The sequence below is a fragment of the Gemmatimonas aurantiaca T-27 genome, assembly GCF_000010305.1.
In the GTDB taxonomy this organism is placed as follows: Bacteria; Gemmatimonadota; Gemmatimonadetes; order Gemmatimonadales; family Gemmatimonadaceae; genus Gemmatimonas; species Gemmatimonas aurantiaca.
In genome coordinates, this window is sequence record NC_012489.1 from 4,088,239 (window position 1) to 4,103,152 (window position 14,914).

17 protein-coding genes are annotated in these 14,914 nt (G+C 62.8%); 7 read left to right on the forward strand and 10 right to left on the reverse strand.

Annotation, left to right across the window (positions count from 1 at the left end; all coding sequences use genetic code 11):
* Positions 1 to 15 precede the first annotated feature (15 nt).
* A complete protein-coding gene (locus tag GAU_RS17685) occupies positions 16 to 738 on the reverse strand; it encodes a VOC family protein (RefSeq protein ID WP_015895275.1) in 723 nt (240 codons plus the stop codon).
* A gap of 61 nt (positions 739 to 799) precedes the next feature.
* On the opposite strand from GAU_RS17685, the gene GAU_RS17690 reads away from it, so the two are divergent.
* Positions 800 to 1,699 carry an alpha/beta hydrolase family protein gene (locus GAU_RS17690; RefSeq protein WP_041265665.1) on the forward strand — a complete coding sequence of 300 codons (900 nt, stop codon included), beginning with the start codon at positions 800 to 802 and terminating at the stop codon, positions 1,697 to 1,699.
* A gap of 24 nt (positions 1,700 to 1,723) precedes the next feature.
* Here GAU_RS17690 and GAU_RS17695 read toward each other — a convergent pair whose 3' ends face one another.
* Entirely contained in the window at positions 1,724 to 2,323 is a 600-nt protein-coding gene (locus tag GAU_RS17695) for a GNAT family N-acetyltransferase (RefSeq protein WP_015895277.1), read from the reverse strand.
* 102 nt (positions 2,324 to 2,425) lie between these two features.
* On the opposite strand from GAU_RS17695, the gene GAU_RS17700 reads away from it, so the two are divergent.
* From GAU_RS17700 to GAU_RS17710, 3 genes are read left to right on the forward strand one after another with little or no spacing between them, the layout of a single operon-like run.
* A complete protein-coding gene (locus tag GAU_RS17700; RefSeq protein WP_015895278.1) occupies positions 2,426 to 2,782 on the forward strand; it encodes an ArsR/SmtB family transcription factor in 357 nt (118 codons plus the stop codon).
* Between the two features lie 9 nt (positions 2,783 to 2,791).
* Complete coding sequence (locus GAU_RS17705) at positions 2,792 to 3,337, forward strand: SRPBCC family protein (RefSeq protein ID WP_015895279.1); 546 nt, start codon at positions 2,792 to 2,794, stop codon at positions 3,335 to 3,337.
* A complete protein-coding gene (locus GAU_RS17710) occupies positions 3,334 to 4,197 on the forward strand; it encodes an alpha/beta fold hydrolase (RefSeq protein ID WP_015895280.1) in 864 nt (287 codons plus the stop codon). Before GAU_RS17705 ends, GAU_RS17710 begins: the two co-directional genes overlap by 4 nt.
* A 3-nt stretch (positions 4,198 to 4,200) precedes the next feature.
* Here the strand turns inward: GAU_RS17710 and GAU_RS17715 are convergent, their stop codons facing one another.
* Complete coding sequence (locus GAU_RS17715) at positions 4,201 to 4,758, reverse strand: dihydrofolate reductase family protein (RefSeq protein WP_015895281.1); 558 nt, start codon at positions 4,756 to 4,758, stop codon at positions 4,201 to 4,203.
* A 112-nt stretch (positions 4,759 to 4,870) separates the two neighbouring features.
* Positions 4,871 to 6,223 (reverse strand): S41 family peptidase, encoded by a 1,353-nt coding sequence (locus GAU_RS21385; protein WP_052574526.1) that lies wholly within the window; start codon positions 6,221 to 6,223, stop codon positions 4,871 to 4,873.
* A gap of 239 nt (positions 6,224 to 6,462) precedes the next feature.
* Here GAU_RS21385 and GAU_RS17725 point away from each other — a divergent pair, with 239 nt between their 5' ends.
* Together GAU_RS17725 and GAU_RS17730 are read left to right on the forward strand one after the other, a co-directional pair.
* The gene (locus tag GAU_RS17725; RefSeq protein ID WP_015895283.1) at positions 6,463 to 7,704 is read left to right on the forward strand and encodes an ABC transporter permease; all 1,242 of its coding nucleotides are present in this window, start codon (positions 6,463 to 6,465) and stop codon (positions 7,702 to 7,704) included.
* 3 nt (positions 7,705 to 7,707) lie between these two features.
* The gene (locus GAU_RS17730; RefSeq protein ID WP_015895284.1) at positions 7,708 to 8,979 is read left to right on the forward strand and encodes an ABC transporter permease; all 1,272 of its coding nucleotides are present in this window, start codon (positions 7,708 to 7,710) and stop codon (positions 8,977 to 8,979) included.
* Between the two features lie 18 nt (positions 8,980 to 8,997).
* Here GAU_RS17730 and GAU_RS17735 read toward each other — a convergent pair whose 3' ends face one another.
* Positions 8,998 to 9,429 carry a hypothetical protein gene (locus GAU_RS17735; protein ID WP_015895285.1) on the reverse strand — a complete coding sequence of 144 codons (432 nt, stop codon included), beginning with the start codon at positions 9,427 to 9,429 and terminating at the stop codon, positions 8,998 to 9,000.
* Between the two features lie 8 nt (positions 9,430 to 9,437).
* Positions 9,438 to 10,457 carry a hypothetical protein gene (locus tag GAU_RS17740; RefSeq protein WP_015895286.1) on the reverse strand — a complete coding sequence of 340 codons (1,020 nt, stop codon included), beginning with the start codon at positions 10,455 to 10,457 and terminating at the stop codon, positions 9,438 to 9,440.
* A 220-nt stretch (positions 10,458 to 10,677) separates the two neighbouring features.
* Between GAU_RS17740 and GAU_RS17750 the strand changes: the two genes are divergently transcribed.
* On the forward strand, positions 10,678 to 11,925 hold the full coding sequence (locus tag GAU_RS17750; RefSeq protein ID WP_052574527.1) for a S41 family peptidase: 1,248 nt from the start codon (positions 10,678 to 10,680) through the stop codon (positions 11,923 to 11,925).
* Here the strand turns inward: GAU_RS17750 and GAU_RS17755 are convergent.
* The 4 genes from GAU_RS17755 to GAU_RS17765 all read right to left on the reverse strand — a co-directional run bounded on the left by GAU_RS17755 (position 11,922) and on the right by GAU_RS17765 (position 14,872).
* Positions 11,922 to 12,416 (reverse strand): hypothetical protein, encoded by a 495-nt coding sequence (locus tag GAU_RS17755; protein WP_015895288.1) that lies wholly within the window; start codon positions 12,414 to 12,416, stop codon positions 11,922 to 11,924. The two genes, GAU_RS17750 and GAU_RS17755, sit on opposite strands and share 4 nt — an antisense overlap.
* A complete protein-coding gene (locus GAU_RS22510; RefSeq protein ID WP_052574528.1) occupies positions 12,413 to 13,057 on the reverse strand; it encodes a S41 family peptidase in 645 nt (214 codons plus the stop codon). Before GAU_RS22510 ends, GAU_RS17755 begins: the two co-directional genes overlap by 4 nt.
* Entirely contained in the window at positions 13,047 to 14,195 is a 1,149-nt protein-coding gene (locus GAU_RS22515; RefSeq protein WP_169307726.1) for a hypothetical protein, read from the reverse strand. Before GAU_RS22515 ends, GAU_RS22510 begins: the two co-directional genes overlap by 11 nt.
* A gap of 80 nt (positions 14,196 to 14,275) precedes the next feature.
* On the reverse strand, positions 14,276 to 14,872 hold the full coding sequence (locus tag GAU_RS17765) for a hypothetical protein (protein ID WP_041265669.1): 597 nt from the start codon (positions 14,870 to 14,872) through the stop codon (positions 14,276 to 14,278).
* Positions 14,873 to 14,914: the final 42 nt, after the last annotated feature.

Sequence of the window (14,914 nt, forward strand, 5' to 3'; positions counted from 1 at the left end):
TGCGCACTAGAGACGCTACCCCTCCGCCAGTCGCACCGCATCTTCAGCTTCGATGAGCCCGAACGCCGCCCCTTGTGGGTCTTCGCACACCGCGACGCGTGCGCCGTTGGAAAACTCGATGGGCCCGAGGACGGTCCCTTCTTTCGTGCGCACCCGATCGACGGCCAGATCGAGAGACGGAACGGCAAAGAAGAACAGCCAGTGGGCGTGTACTTCAGGACGTCCCTCGATACCGGACACCTGCCCGATGAACGACTCGCCCGCATCGAACGCAAAACGTCGATGGCGACCGAACGCACCCAGATCGATCTCGCTCTCGGCGAACGACCAGCCAAACAGTGCCGAGTAGTTCGCGGCGGCACGCTGTGGATCGAGGGTGCTGAGCTGATGCCAGACCACTCGCGACGAGGACTCAGCGGCGTTTCCGGTGACCGCGACGATCGCCCCGCCCGCATCACGGAAGATGGCGAAGTCTGCGACACCGGGCGGCGGCCCCAAATGCATGGCACCACGCTCCACAAAGCGGGTGATCATGGTGTCCACGGCACCACCGTGGCCGACCTGTACATGGCCGAGCCAATGGGGGCGTGCGCCGCGTGCGATCGCGGATTCGTGCAGCGGGAGGATGCCGTCGCCGCGATGATCGAGCACGGCGTCATAAAACGCGGCCGCTGCTTCGACGTCGGTGGTGCGGAGCAGGTAGCGTGAGAAGCGGGGAGGGCGCACGGCGGAGACCATGGTCAGCAATGTACTGCACGAGATCAGGCACGCATTCGCAAATTTCCGGCTATTTTTCCAGATGACAACCAATCCTGCCTCGACCCTCCGCGAGCGCCTCGCTCTCGCCGCGCCCGGGCCGGTGGAATTCCAGCGAAGCGATCTCAGGGAGACCAGCGGATTTCGCCGAGAACGGATCGAGTATCCCGGTCTAGAAGGCGACATCATCCCGGCCTTCCTGTTCACGCCGACGCATCGCCCTCCGCTCGGCGGCGTGGTGGTCTTTCATCAGCACAACGGGGAATTCCATTTCGGAAAGAGCGAGGTCGCCGGTGATGTCGGCGACCCGTATCAAGCGTTCGGGCCCGCCCTCGCCCGGAGAGGCGTTGCCGTTCTGGCTCCCGATTCCGTGACGTTCGAGGATCGACGGGGCGCTGTGCAGGGCGTCGAGCCGGAGCACTATGACTGGCTGCGGCATTACAGCGCGATGGCCTACCGATTGCTCGATGGTGACACGCTGATGCGAAAGTGCCTGGACGACGCCCAACGCGCGCTGAGCGTGCTCGCGGATGCCACCGGAGTAGATGGGCGACACATCGGCATCGCGGGACATTCGTATGGTGGATACACGGCGCTCTACCATGCGGCCGTCGACGCACGATGCCAGTTCGTATGCATCAGCGGCGCGGTGTGCAGCTTCGAAACGCGGCGCCGCGAGGGCACCGGCATCACGCTGTTCGAAACAGTGCCCGGGCTCGCCCGCGATATCGACACGCACGATGTGCTCTCTGCCATCGGGCCTCGACCGACCTTCGTGGTATCGGGAACCGAGGACAAGTACTCACGGGATGCCGATCAGGTCGTGGCCAAGGTCACCGGCCACTTCATCACGGAGCGGCGAGTCAATCGTGGGCATGCGCTCGATCAGGAACGATTTGATGCCATCGTCGAGTGGCTGGTGGACCACGCAGGCGATCCGTGAGCACGGGCGCCTGTGTCGGCTTCTCTAGAGACCACGAGGCTTGTTCAGCAGATAGTGGAGATGGGCACGCACCTCAGGCCACTCCCCGCGGTGAAGACTGTACATCACCGTGTCGCGAATGGTGCCGTCACGGCGCAGCACATTGCCGCGAATCACCCCGTCTTTTTTGGCACCAAGTCGTTCGATGGCCCGCTGGCTCTCGATATTGAAATTGTCGGTGCGCCATCCCACGACGTTGCATCCCAGCGTGTCGAATGCGTGAGTCAGGAGCAGTAGCTTGCAGGTGGTGTTGACCGGCGAGCGCTGCACACGCTTGGCGTACCAAGTGTAGCCAATTTCCACGCGTTTCACGTCGGGCAAGATGTCGTGATAGCTCGTGGAGCCAAGCACCATGCCGCTGGCATTCTCCATCACCGCGAACGGAAAACGATGGCCTTCATCGCGCCCCTTCAGCGCGGCGTCGATGTAACCACGTGTTTCGTGCGGTGCCGGCACCGAGGTGATGCGGAGGTTCCACAACTCCCCGTCTGCGGCGGCAGCACGCAGCCCCGCTTCATGGTCGATGGCAAGCGGCACCAGGTTGATGTCGCGCGAGGTGAGAACGACGGGCTCGATAAAGGGCATCGCATATTCAACACCTTCGTGCAGCAGAGGGGTACTTGGCGCCGGCACCCTTGACGTCCATAACCATATGGTTATTATAACCACATGGTTATGGACACAGCGATGACGGACTCCCAACGTCTCGACGCTACCTTCGCCGCCCTGGCGGACTCCACGCGCCGGGCGATCCTCGCTCGGCTCGCCCAGGGGGGCGCCTCGGTGGCGGAACTGGCGGAACCCTTCGCCATGAGCCAACCCGCGATCTCCAAGCACCTGAAGGTGCTGGAGCGCGCCGGGCTCATCTCGACAGTGCAGGACGCGCAACGCCGCCCACGCAAGATCGAAGGCGCGCGTTTGGGCGAAGCGACCGCCTGGCTCGAGGAATACCGGCAGTTCTGGGAGCGCCGGTACAGCGCGCTCGATGCACTGCTCAGTGAGCTGCAAGCCACGCCGGCCAAATCAAAACGCAAACGCCACTAGGAGGCTCCGGTGACCACACCGATCAACAACACGGCGCAGGTTTCCCTGCCCAGTGACATCGAAGTGCGCGTCACGCGCGACTTCAGGGCGCCTCGCACGCTGGTCTGGCAGGCACACAGTGATCCGGCACTTTTTCAGCGCTGGATCGGCGGCTATCCCGGCTGGACAATGCCGGTGTGCGAAATGGACGTCCGCCCCGGTGGCAAGTATCGCTGGCGCTGGCGCTCAGAGGACGGCAACGAATTCGGTTTTTACGGTGAATTCCGCGAAGTCGATGCGCCGGGAAAGATGGTTCAGGCGGAGTTCTACGATCCGGGCACGTTTGGCGGCGCGATGCCCACCACGCCCACCATCACCCAAACGACCTTCACAGAGCAGAGCGGCGTCACGACGCTCGTGGTGTTGATCACCTACGGCTCGAAGGAGGAGCGCGATGCCGCCATCTCCACCGGCATGACCGACGGCATGGAGACGAGCTACGGGCGCCTCGATACGCTCGTTGCGGAACAGCAGGGACACGGACCTCGCCTCGAGCCCCTGAGTCCACGCCCATGACCCACACGACGACGGTAGGGATAACCACGCTCCTCGCAATGACGATGGCGATCGCAGACCTCTCGGCGCAGCAGGGACCAACAACGGGATACGCACCAGTCAACGGACTGCGGATGTACCACGAAGTCCATGGACAGGGAGACCCCGTGGTGTTGCTGCACGGGGCATTCATGTCCATCACCAGCAACTGGACCGGGTGGATCGACGAGCTCTCCAAGACTCGGAAGGTCATTGCGGTCGAAATGCAGGGTCACGGGAGAACGGCGGGTATCCCGCGGGCATTCAGCAGCGCGAACCACGCCGATGATGTTGCGGCGCTGCTCGAGCATCTCGGGATCGCTCGCGCAGATATCATCGGCTACAGCATGGGTGGCGGCGTCGCCATGCAGATGGCGGTCCGACACCCCGATCACGTACGAAAGGTGGTGGTCATTTCATCCACCTTCCGGCGTGATGGCGTGATTCAGGAAGGACAGGACGCGCTGCAGGAGCTCACCGCGGAGGTCTTCAAAGGCTCTCCGATTGAGACGGAGTACAAGCGTCTGAGCCCGACACCAGATCAGTTTTCGCAGTTCATCACGCGCATGGTCGCTGCCAATGCCAAAGACAGTGACTTACGTGCCGAACAGTTGAAGGCGACCACCGCGCCCATGTTCTTTGTTCATGGCGATGCGGATGGCATTCGGCTTCAGCACGTCGCTGAGATGTTTCGGTTGAAAGGGGGCGAGACCCATGGTGACCTCGGCCCGCGTTCCGCATCGCGCTTGGCCATTGTACCCAATGCCACCCATGTGACCCTGATGGAGCGCATGGCCGTCATCGTGCCGATGGTCAACGACTTTCTCGACGCCAAGCCGTAGCCTCTAGCGCGCACGCCGGTAGTGCATGGCCACGGCGCCGTTGCGGAGCGGCGTCGACGAGATCAGCTCGAGCCGTCGTGTGCTGGGGAGCCCGCTCTGGTACAGAGTCGGGCCGTGACCGGCGATCCTGGGGTGAACGAGAAACTGGTACTCGTCGATCAGATCCAGTCGATCCAATGCGGTCGCCAGTTGACCGCTGCCGAGAAGCACGCCGGCAGGAGTCGCATCCTTGAGTTGCTGCACGCTCGAGCGTAAGTCGCCAGTGAGGTGATGGCTGTTGGTCCACCGGAAATCCGTGCGCGTAGACGACACCACGTACTTGGGCTTGACCTCCAGCTTGACCGCCCACTCGCGTATCGCGGGCGGCGCGGCCATCTCACCGCGAGCGACCATCGGCCAGTAGTCCTCCATCATTTCGTACGTGACGCGGCCCCACAGCATCGCTCCGCCCTCGTCCAGGAGGCGGGTGAAGAACGCGTGTGTTTCGTCGTCGGCGATGCCTTCCTGGTGATCGACACAGCCATCCAGGGTGACGTTGAGGCTGAAGGTCAGAAGGCCCATGCGAGTTTGCTCCGAGGGGTAACCATGCCGCGACATCAGGGACGCCGAAAAACAAGAATTCAACACGGAATTGTTGATCTCGCCAACGCGGTGCCCGCCATCCTTTCCGCGCCTATCGCCGTTGTCGAATGTGCGTCGTTGCGAGCCGCCGGGCAACATCGAGTGCCTCGGCCTGCGGAGCGAGCACGTTGGGCTGCACACCAACGCCTTCCCAATCGGTACCGGAAATCGGACTCGTGATGCGTGCGCCAGGCGTGTTCACATAAAAGTGGTCCGTCACGCGCCGTGGCCACGTAGGGTGAGCGCCACCGGCGGTGGGATCGCCAACCACCGTCACACGCTTCAATTGCTGGAGTTCATAGGCGAATGCCTCTCCTGCCGAGAAAGTCCGTGTCGATGTGAGTACATACACGGGCTTCGACTCGGCGAAGCGCGGGCCCGCGACATGGGTTGTCCACGCGGAATCCGTCTGCTCGGATGCGCGCGTCCATGTCGTCGCCAGCAGTGTGCGCGGGGCAACGAAGTACGAGGCAAAATAGGTGACCAGGTCCGCGTCTCCCCCGTTGTTGTCGCGCAGGTCGACGATGAGTGCGTCTGTTCCCTTCACAAAAGCCATCGCCGCATCGACCGTCGGCTTGCAGTACTCCGGTGAGCCGAAGCCATTCAGTTTCAGATATCCGATGTTGTCGGCGAGACGCTCGGCACGGAGAAATGCACAATTGTTGCGGTCCCAGAGTGCTTGTTGTGACTCGCGATCAGCGACCGTGCGCGAAAGAGAGAAATCGGCGGGCAACACGGGGACGCTGAACTCCACGCGGAAATGACGATCCCCAGACAGCGCACGAAGCTCGCTCGTGAGCATGTCCGCGAGATAGCGACTCGCCGTGATTCCGTCATATGCGCCACGACGGAGTCGATCCTCGATGCTGTCGCCGAGCCACTGGCCGGTTTCGCGGACCACATAGTATTGCCGCAGGTTTTTGGCCGTACCAGCAATGACGCGCGCCCGCTCAGTCTCCGTTACGAGGAGATCCGAGATTTCCGCGGTCGGCGGAAGCGCCACCAGATTGAAATAGCTGATGCGCGTACTGTCATCTGTCGCGACAGCCAGGACCCCGAAGCGCCGCACGGCCGAACCTCGATCGCGCACGACAAATTCCACGTGCCGAGTGCCAGCTCGCACAACTTGGGTCAGCGTCAGGCCACCGGTCGTTGATCGAAGCACACGACCATCAGGTAGCGCCGTGCCACTCGCCGCGAGCTGCAAAGCACCGAGTCGCACGCTGTCGCCATCGTTGACAGCAGACACCCAGGTCGTCAGCAGGCGTCCTGCAGGTGTCTGCGGCGCCGGAGCCGTCGCACCGCTTGTGGCGGCGGCTTGCCCCGCGAGTTGCACCGGGGTGGTGGAGAGGCACCAGCCAACAACACCAAGACGAACCACGAGTGCAACGTCGCGTTGTCTCATACGATCCTCTCGAACCCGTGATGTGGGGAGGGCGCAGGCGTCTCGGCACGAGTGCCGTATATCGGCTTGCCCTCAACTACTATGCCGATAGTAGTTACCTCCATTCAACCTGTCAACAACGCGTGCCGCCCGAAGATCGGCACGCGTGACACTCAAACCGGGGTGCCTCCGTAGGGGCTTGTCCACGCCTCCCCGGCGCTGCCTGAGCCCCCTCCAGCCTCCTATAGGCGTCTCTCCGCATGCCGCTCTTTGAAGCCGTCCTCTTGGCATTGGGACAGATCCGCGTGCAGAAGCTGAAGAGCTTCTTCACCCTCCTCGGCGTTACCATCGGTGTGATGTTCCTGGTCGCGGTCGTTTCGATCGTCGAGGGGATGTCGAAGTACGTCGAAGAAGATTTCATTGGCCGTTTCATCGGTGTGAACACGTTCACCCTCCGTCGATGGCCCGACTTCTCCGGTCCGGAGACCGAAGAGGAATGGCGCGACATGCAGCGGTGGCCGCTGATGTACAAGCACGACGCACGCCATGTCGTGGGCACGTTGCCCAAGGACGTGAAATGGGCGATTGAGACCGACGCGAGCGCCACCGCCTCGAGCGCCTACGCGCCACGTCCGCGACAGGCGACGATCTACGCTGTGGAAGGCGACTACTTCCAGATCAAGAACTACGACGTCGTCGCCGGACGCGCGATCGCGCAACAGGAGTACCGTATCGGCGCGAACGTGGTAGTGATCGGCGACGAGGTGGCCACCTTCTTCTTTCCCGAGATCGACCCTATCGGCCGCGAACTGCATATACGCGGTATCCCCTACACCGTGGTCGGCCGCATCGAGAAACAAGGGTCGCTGTTCGGGATGTCGATGGATCGACTCATCATCGGCCCTCTCGAATCAGGACTCGGTCGCATCACCAATCCGCGCGGCGATATCGATGGCATGATGCTCAAGGCCGCGAGCACGAACGCGATGTTCGATGGCATGGAGCTGGTCCGGGAATCGATGCGTGCACGCCGCCACCTGCGTCCTTCGCAGCGCGACAACTTCTCCATCGAAACATCGGAGTCCGCGCTGGAGGACTTCAATCAGGTGAAGACCATCATGACCATCGCGGGCACGGCACTGCCGATGATCGGACTTGTCGTCGGTGGCATGGTGATCATGAACATCATGCTGGTCGCCGTTGCCGAACGCACACGAGAGATCGGCATCCGGAAATCGCTGGGGGCGCGGCGGAAGGACATCCTGCGGCAATTCCTGGTGGAAGCCGCGACGCTCAGTACACTCGGCGCGTTGGTCGGCATTGGTCTGGGCCTCGCGGCCGCGTGGCTGATCGAAGCAAACACCCCGCTTCCGGCAGCCGTTGCCCCGTGGTCGCTGGTCGTCGCGACCCTGCTCGGGCTCGGGGTTGGCATCATCTCGGGCGTGTATCCCGCGCGGCGCGCCTCGCGTCTCGACCCCATCGAAGCACTACGCCAGGAGTAACCCGTGCGCATCGGAACCAGACTCCTGACCGTCATGGAAGGCGTGAGAATCGCACTCGACGCACTGCGTGCCAACAGAGTGCGAGCCGGTCTCACCATCATGGGCGTCGCTGTCGGGGTATTCGTGGTAGTTGCCCTGTCATCGGTGGTGCAGGGCGTCAATGAAAGCTTCGCGCGCGACGTCGAGGCGGCCGGTCCGACATCCTTCTTCGTGTATCGGCGGCCGATCGGTGGTTTTCGGATTTGCGACGGCACCGACGAGACCTGCCCCGACCGTCGCAACCCGATGATCACGATGGAAGAAGTGCGGATGCTCGAGCGCCTGCCGAGGATCCGGTCGGTCACGGCACATGTGGCTTCGGGTAGCAACTTCCGATACCGGGACCGGCAGGTGAGCGCGGGGATCGACGCCTACACGCCGAATTGGACGGAGGTCGACGCAGGAGACATCAATCCGGGACGAAGCTTCACGAGCGCCGAGTACGAGGCCGGTTCGCGGGTGGTCATCCTGAACACGAAGCTGGCGCAGCGTCTCTTCTACGAATCCGATCCGCTCGACAAGCCGGTTTTCATCGACGGTGTCGTGTTCACCGTCATCGGCATCTACGATTACACCGCGAGTCCCATGGGCACACCGAGTTCGTCCACCGATGGCAACGATCCCAAGGCCATCATCCCGTGGACGACCGGCAAGAGTGCGCTGAACATGTGGGTGCTGGGCAACAACCTGATCGTGAAGCCGCGCGCCGGTGTGACTGCCGAAGAAGCCGTGGACGACGTGACGGCCGCGCTGCGCGGCACGCGCGGCCTGCGTCCCAGTCAGCCAAACAACTTCGAGATCGTCACGCAGGACCGGTTGATGGAGATCTACAACGACCTGTTCGGCACGTTCTTCGTCGTCGGGCTGGCGCTGTCGTCGGTGGGGCTGCTGGTCGGTGGTGTCGGGGTCATTGCCATCATGATGATCTCGGTCACCGAGCGCACGCGCGAGATCGGTGTGCGGAAGGCGCTTGGCGCCACGCGCGGAACGATCCTCTGGCAGTTTCTCGTCGAAGCGGTCACACTGACGAGCATCGGCGCGTCGGTGGGGCTCATCCTCGGGATCCTGACAGCGATCGGCATCCGTACTGCGTGGCCGGAGATCCCGGCGGCCACGCCGTTGTCGTCCATTGTCGCGGCACTGATGGCCAGCGCCGTGACGGGCGTGATCTTTGGCATGCTGCCGGCGATGCGGGCCGCAAAGCTCGACCCGGTGGCAGCGCTGCGCCACGAGTAATCGACTCCGTCGAGCGTATCAGATGACGACCGGGTGCTGCCACGTGAACTCGAGTTCCAGAAGATCATCGCCTTGCATCACTTCGGGCGGTGGCAGGGTCGGCTTGTTGTTGATCCAGCACTGAAATCCTGCGGAGATCTCTACGCTGGCCCCTTCACTGCCCCCCGTCCATTCGCCCCGCAGCAACGTGCCGATCAGGAACCACGATCCCGCGAGGAATCCGCCGTCGGGGGCGCCCCACACCTCGTGCACCTTGTATGGATCCGCACCCGCGCGCTGCAGGAGCATGATCACGGGCTCCGGGATGAGGTGGCGATCCAGCGCGCGAACAAAAGCCGCACAGGTTTCGCAATGCGCCGGGTCAATGGCGTCGATGCGCCCGTACGCGTATTTCGTGCGCGTCGCATCGATCGCCAGTGTCCACTCAAAAAACTCGAGTCGATCAATCACCGAGGCGATCAGTCCGGAGCGTTGTAGTGCACCTTGCACGTGTTGTTCTGCTTCGGATCATCGACGAACGCCCGTATCTTCACATCCACCCACGCCGCGCTCGCCTTGTGCCATAGGAGCACGGTGGTGTCGGGCTGCCAGGCTTCGACGAGATAGCGCGCCGCTTTGATCAGGTGATCCATCGTGGGCTGATAGTGCCCACTGTTTGCCGACAGCGCCTTGAGCTTGCCCTTCTCGATGATCCATTCGCCCGCACAAATGACATCCTTGCCACTGGCGATGGAACTGTGGTGCACCTGGTCAATGCGACACACGTCGCTGAAGAACTCGACGAGGCGCGCCTTCTTGGGATCAGGCTGCGGAAGGCAGACCCAGATCGCAGACTTTTCCGCCCACCGACCGACCTCGGCGCGTTGTGCATCGTTGTAGTCCTGTGGTTCGCCCGGAAACATCGCCGCCGCGCCAGCGGGGTCGCCGCGCTTCACAACCTCCGCCTTCATGGAGGCCGTATCCATGGTCATGCCGCCCACGCCAGATCGTTTCAGTGTCGCGCCGATCTCCACGCGCAGCGCTTCGAGAACGTCCTTGGCCGGCATACGCACACCCACGTCCAGGTCGTGCTGACGTGATTCGGGATGCATTTCCTTCAGAGGCTCTGGCGCCACTCCCGCAGGATAAAGCGCGGCACCCACGACGAATTTCCCCACCGCCGCGGGAGACGGCGGCGCGGCCGCAGATGGCGCTGCGGCGACATAGGGCGGCGCGGCGGCAACAGGTGGCGCGGCCGCAGGTTGGCGCAGGAGTGGCGGTTTAGCGGGATCGTCGTGCGTGTGTCGCAGCAGGGGAGGCTGCGCCGGATCGACAGGTCGCGCCATTGCCCGCACGGCCGTGGGAATATCAATCAACTGGGCGAGCACCTGTACTGCGGCATCGTCGGCAGAATTGAGATCGTACCGCGGCTTCGCGGCAGCCGCGGGGTCCTTGGCGTGCTGGACGTAGACATCATACGGAGGGCGCGGTGCAGTCATTGCAGACTCCAATCAGGGATGGAAGCGGCCAACAGACCGCCGGAAAAGATGCCTCCAACAGATGACTTCGGCGAGGAGGTCGTTGTTTCCGTCTGTCACGTCCCGGTCAACGAACAGCGTCCATATCATAGCGCGCGCAGCCTGTTCGCTCTTCGCCGCTCTCGCACCGCTGACGATCGAGGCGCAGGCACCAGTCATTCCGGATTCGCCGATTGGCGCGGTGCTTCGCGCCTGGTTCGATGCCCACGCGAGTGGAGATCCCGGCCGCATCACGGATTTCTATCGACGCTACCAGCCGGACCGTATTGGACAGGCCGCAGGCGGTGGCCGGATTGGTGGAGCCGGCTTTGAGCTCGTCTCGATCGAGAAGAGCGAACCGCGTCACATCGAGTTCATTGCGCGGGAGAACAGGACGCGCGGTCTGGCGTATGGCACGTTCGAGCTCGCCCCAGGCGATCCCGTTCGCATTGCCAGCTCCACGATGACGCCGATTCCGCCGAACGCGACCGCGGCCGATCTGAGTATCGATGCCGCCGGCCGTCTGAGCGTCATTGCGGCGGCCAGTGCGCAACTCGATTCCGTGTACGTCTTTCCCGAGGTAGCGAAGCACATCGCGGATTCCCTGCAGGCAAGAAGCCAACGCGGCACCTATGACGCCTACACGAAAAAGATGACGTTTGCCGCCAAGCTGCATGACGAGGTCCGGGCACTGAGCCGCGACAAACATATGGAGTTTCGCTACAGCCCGCGGCTTCCGATGCCGCCGCGACCGGCGAACGGGCCACCTCCCGGCCCTCCTCCCGGCCCTCCTCCCGGCCCTCCTGGTCCTGGCACCATCGGTCGCGGCAAAGCGGACCTGGCAGACTGCGGCTTCACCAAAGTTGAACAACTGGACGGCAACATCGGCTACATCAAGCTCGATGGGTTCTTCGAGCTCGATGGGTGTGATGAAGCCGTTGCGACCGCCATGACGTCCGTGGCGGGGACGCGCGCGCTGATCGTGGACCTGCGCGAGAATGACGGTGGCTCACCGACGATGGTGAGTTATGTCTCCTCGTACCTGTTTTCGCGGCCCACACATCTCAATGACATGTGGAATCGACGGACCGGGCGGACCGAGGAGTTCTGGACCCGCGACAGCGTGCCGGGCCGCCGCTTCGGCGAAACCAAGCCGGTCTTCGTGCTCACATCGACGAACACCTTCTCGGGCGGGGAGGAGTTTGCGTACAACCTGAAGGCGCTCAAGCGGGCCACGATCGTCGGCGAGGTCACCAAAGGCGGGGCACATCCTGTGGGACCGCGCCGAGTCGCCACCGAATACGTCATCGCCGTGCCGCACTCTCGCCCGATCAATCCGATCACGCGCACGAACTGGGAAGGCGTTGGCGTGGAACCGGACATCAAAGTGTCAGCGCAGGACGCGCTCGCTGCGGCGATCAAACGGCTTACTGACAATCAACGGCGCTAGGCTAGAGCGGCATCTTCGTTGTGGCGCGGCTGGCGGTTCAGGAGCTGATCGATCCGTCTCTTGTTCTCTTGCTGCAGAAGGGAGGGATAGGCATTGAGAATCACATTCGGGATGATCATGCCGAGACCAAAGACGAAACTGACATTGAAGCTCTGATACCATGCGGCGGCAGCCACAAAGAGAAACCCGATCAAGTGGTTGATCTCGGCAAGAGTCATTTGATGGCGGACCGACGCCAAATCGGTGCGTTTGCCTTCCACCCTGATACTCTGATTCAGGAACCTGAAGAAGCTGTTCTTGACCACCCACTTGAACTGCTCGATTCCGAGGGCTCTGTTCACGGCCTTGCTCGGGATGAGATTCAGGTGAGACAGTTTCTCGAAGTAGCTAGTTTTTTGCAGCAGGGCGCCGCCCAGAATTCCGACCATCCACGAGATGATGCAGAGGGAGAGCCCAAAAGTGATGCCGGTCAGGAGGTGATTGGCCATCATCGATCAGACACTGACCGTAACCGGAACTCCCGGCCCAGCGCACGACTGACCCCGGCCTCCAGTACCTCGTCTCGTCCGGCCCGAATCCCCGCCACCGTGGGATGCACCACCAGATCGGGCACAATGCCAATACGCTGGGTGGGCTGCCCGCCGGGATAGAACACACCGATGCCGCTGATCATGCCTTCCGCGCCTCCCGGCAACGGAATACGTGACACATTGCCATCGGCTCCAGCGGTCGTACTGCCCACCACGATGGCTCCCGGTGCGACGCGGAACGCCATGGCGGTGTATTCCGCCTGGCTCTGCGAGACTTCATCCACCAGAATGACCACGGAGCCGGTGTACCGCGGTGTCCGTGGCGTGTGCGACACCGTGGCCGTCCAGCCAAATGCGCCCGGATTGCTCGCATCGCCAACCGTGAAACGGGCGAAGGGTGTCGCGCCGCCAACCAGGTATCCGCCGAGGGCGAACACCATGAACTCGTTCGGATAGTTGCGAATGTCGATGACCAGAACGGACGCCCGCCGGGCCTGCTCGATATAGCTGGCGGCATTGGCCGCCACGACGGACGAAAGCTTCAGGTACGCGACACTGTCCGAGAGCATCTGGAACGTCTGACCCGGCAGGTCATGCACCACGCCGCGAGACCTGTTGAGTGACGCAATAGCCACCCGGTTCACGGACTTGGTGAAGGCGCCGGCCGCACCGACACCCGCGAGCACGACCGGTCCGGACCCTCGGGTCAACGCGCGCGATATCGCGAAGCCGTGTTGGCTCATTGGACGCCGGGAAGTACGGCCGCAGGGAGTCCACCAGGGTTGCGATCGAGAACTCGTCGATACGCTGAATCTCGTCGCCAATCCCGATCCCGGTGGCCGGCCCGAGTGTCGCATGGGAGTAGTCGGTGACGACCAGTTTGTTTTCGACGAAGCGCAGCGTGAGCGGTGCCTCGGAGGTTCCCAGTGGCGGTTGCACCCGGAGATCGCTCCAGAGGTTGGCATGCGTATCGTGGACCCGGCCAATGAGCCGGATCAAGGCGAGCCGGTAATGATCCCCGGTCAGTGGACGCATCATCACCGGGATGAACTCCGCGAGCACACCATCCCAGTCCTCGTTCATCACATCGCGGTACGGGAACCAGTATTTGATGATGTTCCAGAAGCGAAAGAGGGCGAGCAGGCGATATCCCGCGTCCGGCGAAGACAGGTTCGCATAGCGCTGTTCCGCCGAGAAGTCGGGATTCTCCACGCCCGGCACGAACGCGACATAACGTTGCGTTGGCGCGGGCAATCGATTGCGATAGATGCTCCTGAGCCGGTCACTCAGAGTAGGTCCGAGATTTGCGGCGTCCTCGATCCACGCGTTGTCCGCCGGCAACTGCACGCCACTCGGCATCGTCGCACACACGTTGCAGGCAGGCACGCTGCCAAGTGCATCGAGCCAGGTGACGATCGCCGCACTGGCTCGTTCACGATCCGGCGCGGCCAGCATCGACGGGAGCGCGCGGAACAGCGCATAGTCCCAATTGACCGTGCCATTGACGACCGCAGGATGGTGGTACTTGGCAAAGCCCCACACCTTGGCCAGCAGGGCAACATTGGCCACCTGTGCCGACGAAAGCTCCCGATCCTCGAGGCGCGAACCGAGGTCGAACTCGCGGTCGACCGTGCTGGGCCCTGGCGCATCGCTCTCGAGCGTGTTGTTGCACCCCGCGGCAATGCAGACCAGCGCGACACACGTCGTCGCCAGCCGTCGCAGAAACATTCGCTTTGGCATATGCGCTCCTGTCCAGTGATCAATGGCGATGCGTCCAAGACTTCCCGCAACACAGTGCCAGCCCGAATAAACCGCGCCGCTCACCGCCCAGCAATGACGGTCTGATAGCGGTGCACCACCTCGCCGGCCTGCCTCCTCGCATCCGTCGCAACCGGGACGCGGAGCGTCTCCGCTATGCGCTGAGTACTCATTGTGGCGCTCGACGTGCGCACCGCGGTCTTCAGCACTGTTGCGAACTCGATCGATGGGGGATCGGAGGCGATGTAGCGCACGTTTTGCACGCGTCTCCCCCTGGTCGTCGACAACGGGAAATAGCCGTCGCCAATCAACACACCATCGTCGGAGAAGATCACGTCCACGCCACCAGCAGGGATTGCCTTTGGCGGTCGGTAGAAGTTGACCGCAATGCTCCCGGCTGAAATACGTTGCTCCTCGTCGCAGAAGCGCGTGAATTCCTCGACCGGCACCGTCCAGCGGGCAATGGCACTCCGTCCGCTGCGCATGTCGCGAAACACGCGGACTTTGCGCAGGTAGTGGACGAAGACGATCGGACACAGCAGCGCCGGAAACAGCCCCAGCATCAGCAGCGGCGACCCCGACCGACCGGTTTCGCCCGTATCCATCGCACCCAGTACGATGAGTGCAATGCCTGCCATGCTGATGAGCGCAAACAGCACGGCGTTTCTCACTGGGTTGCGCACGCCACCACTTCTCGATCG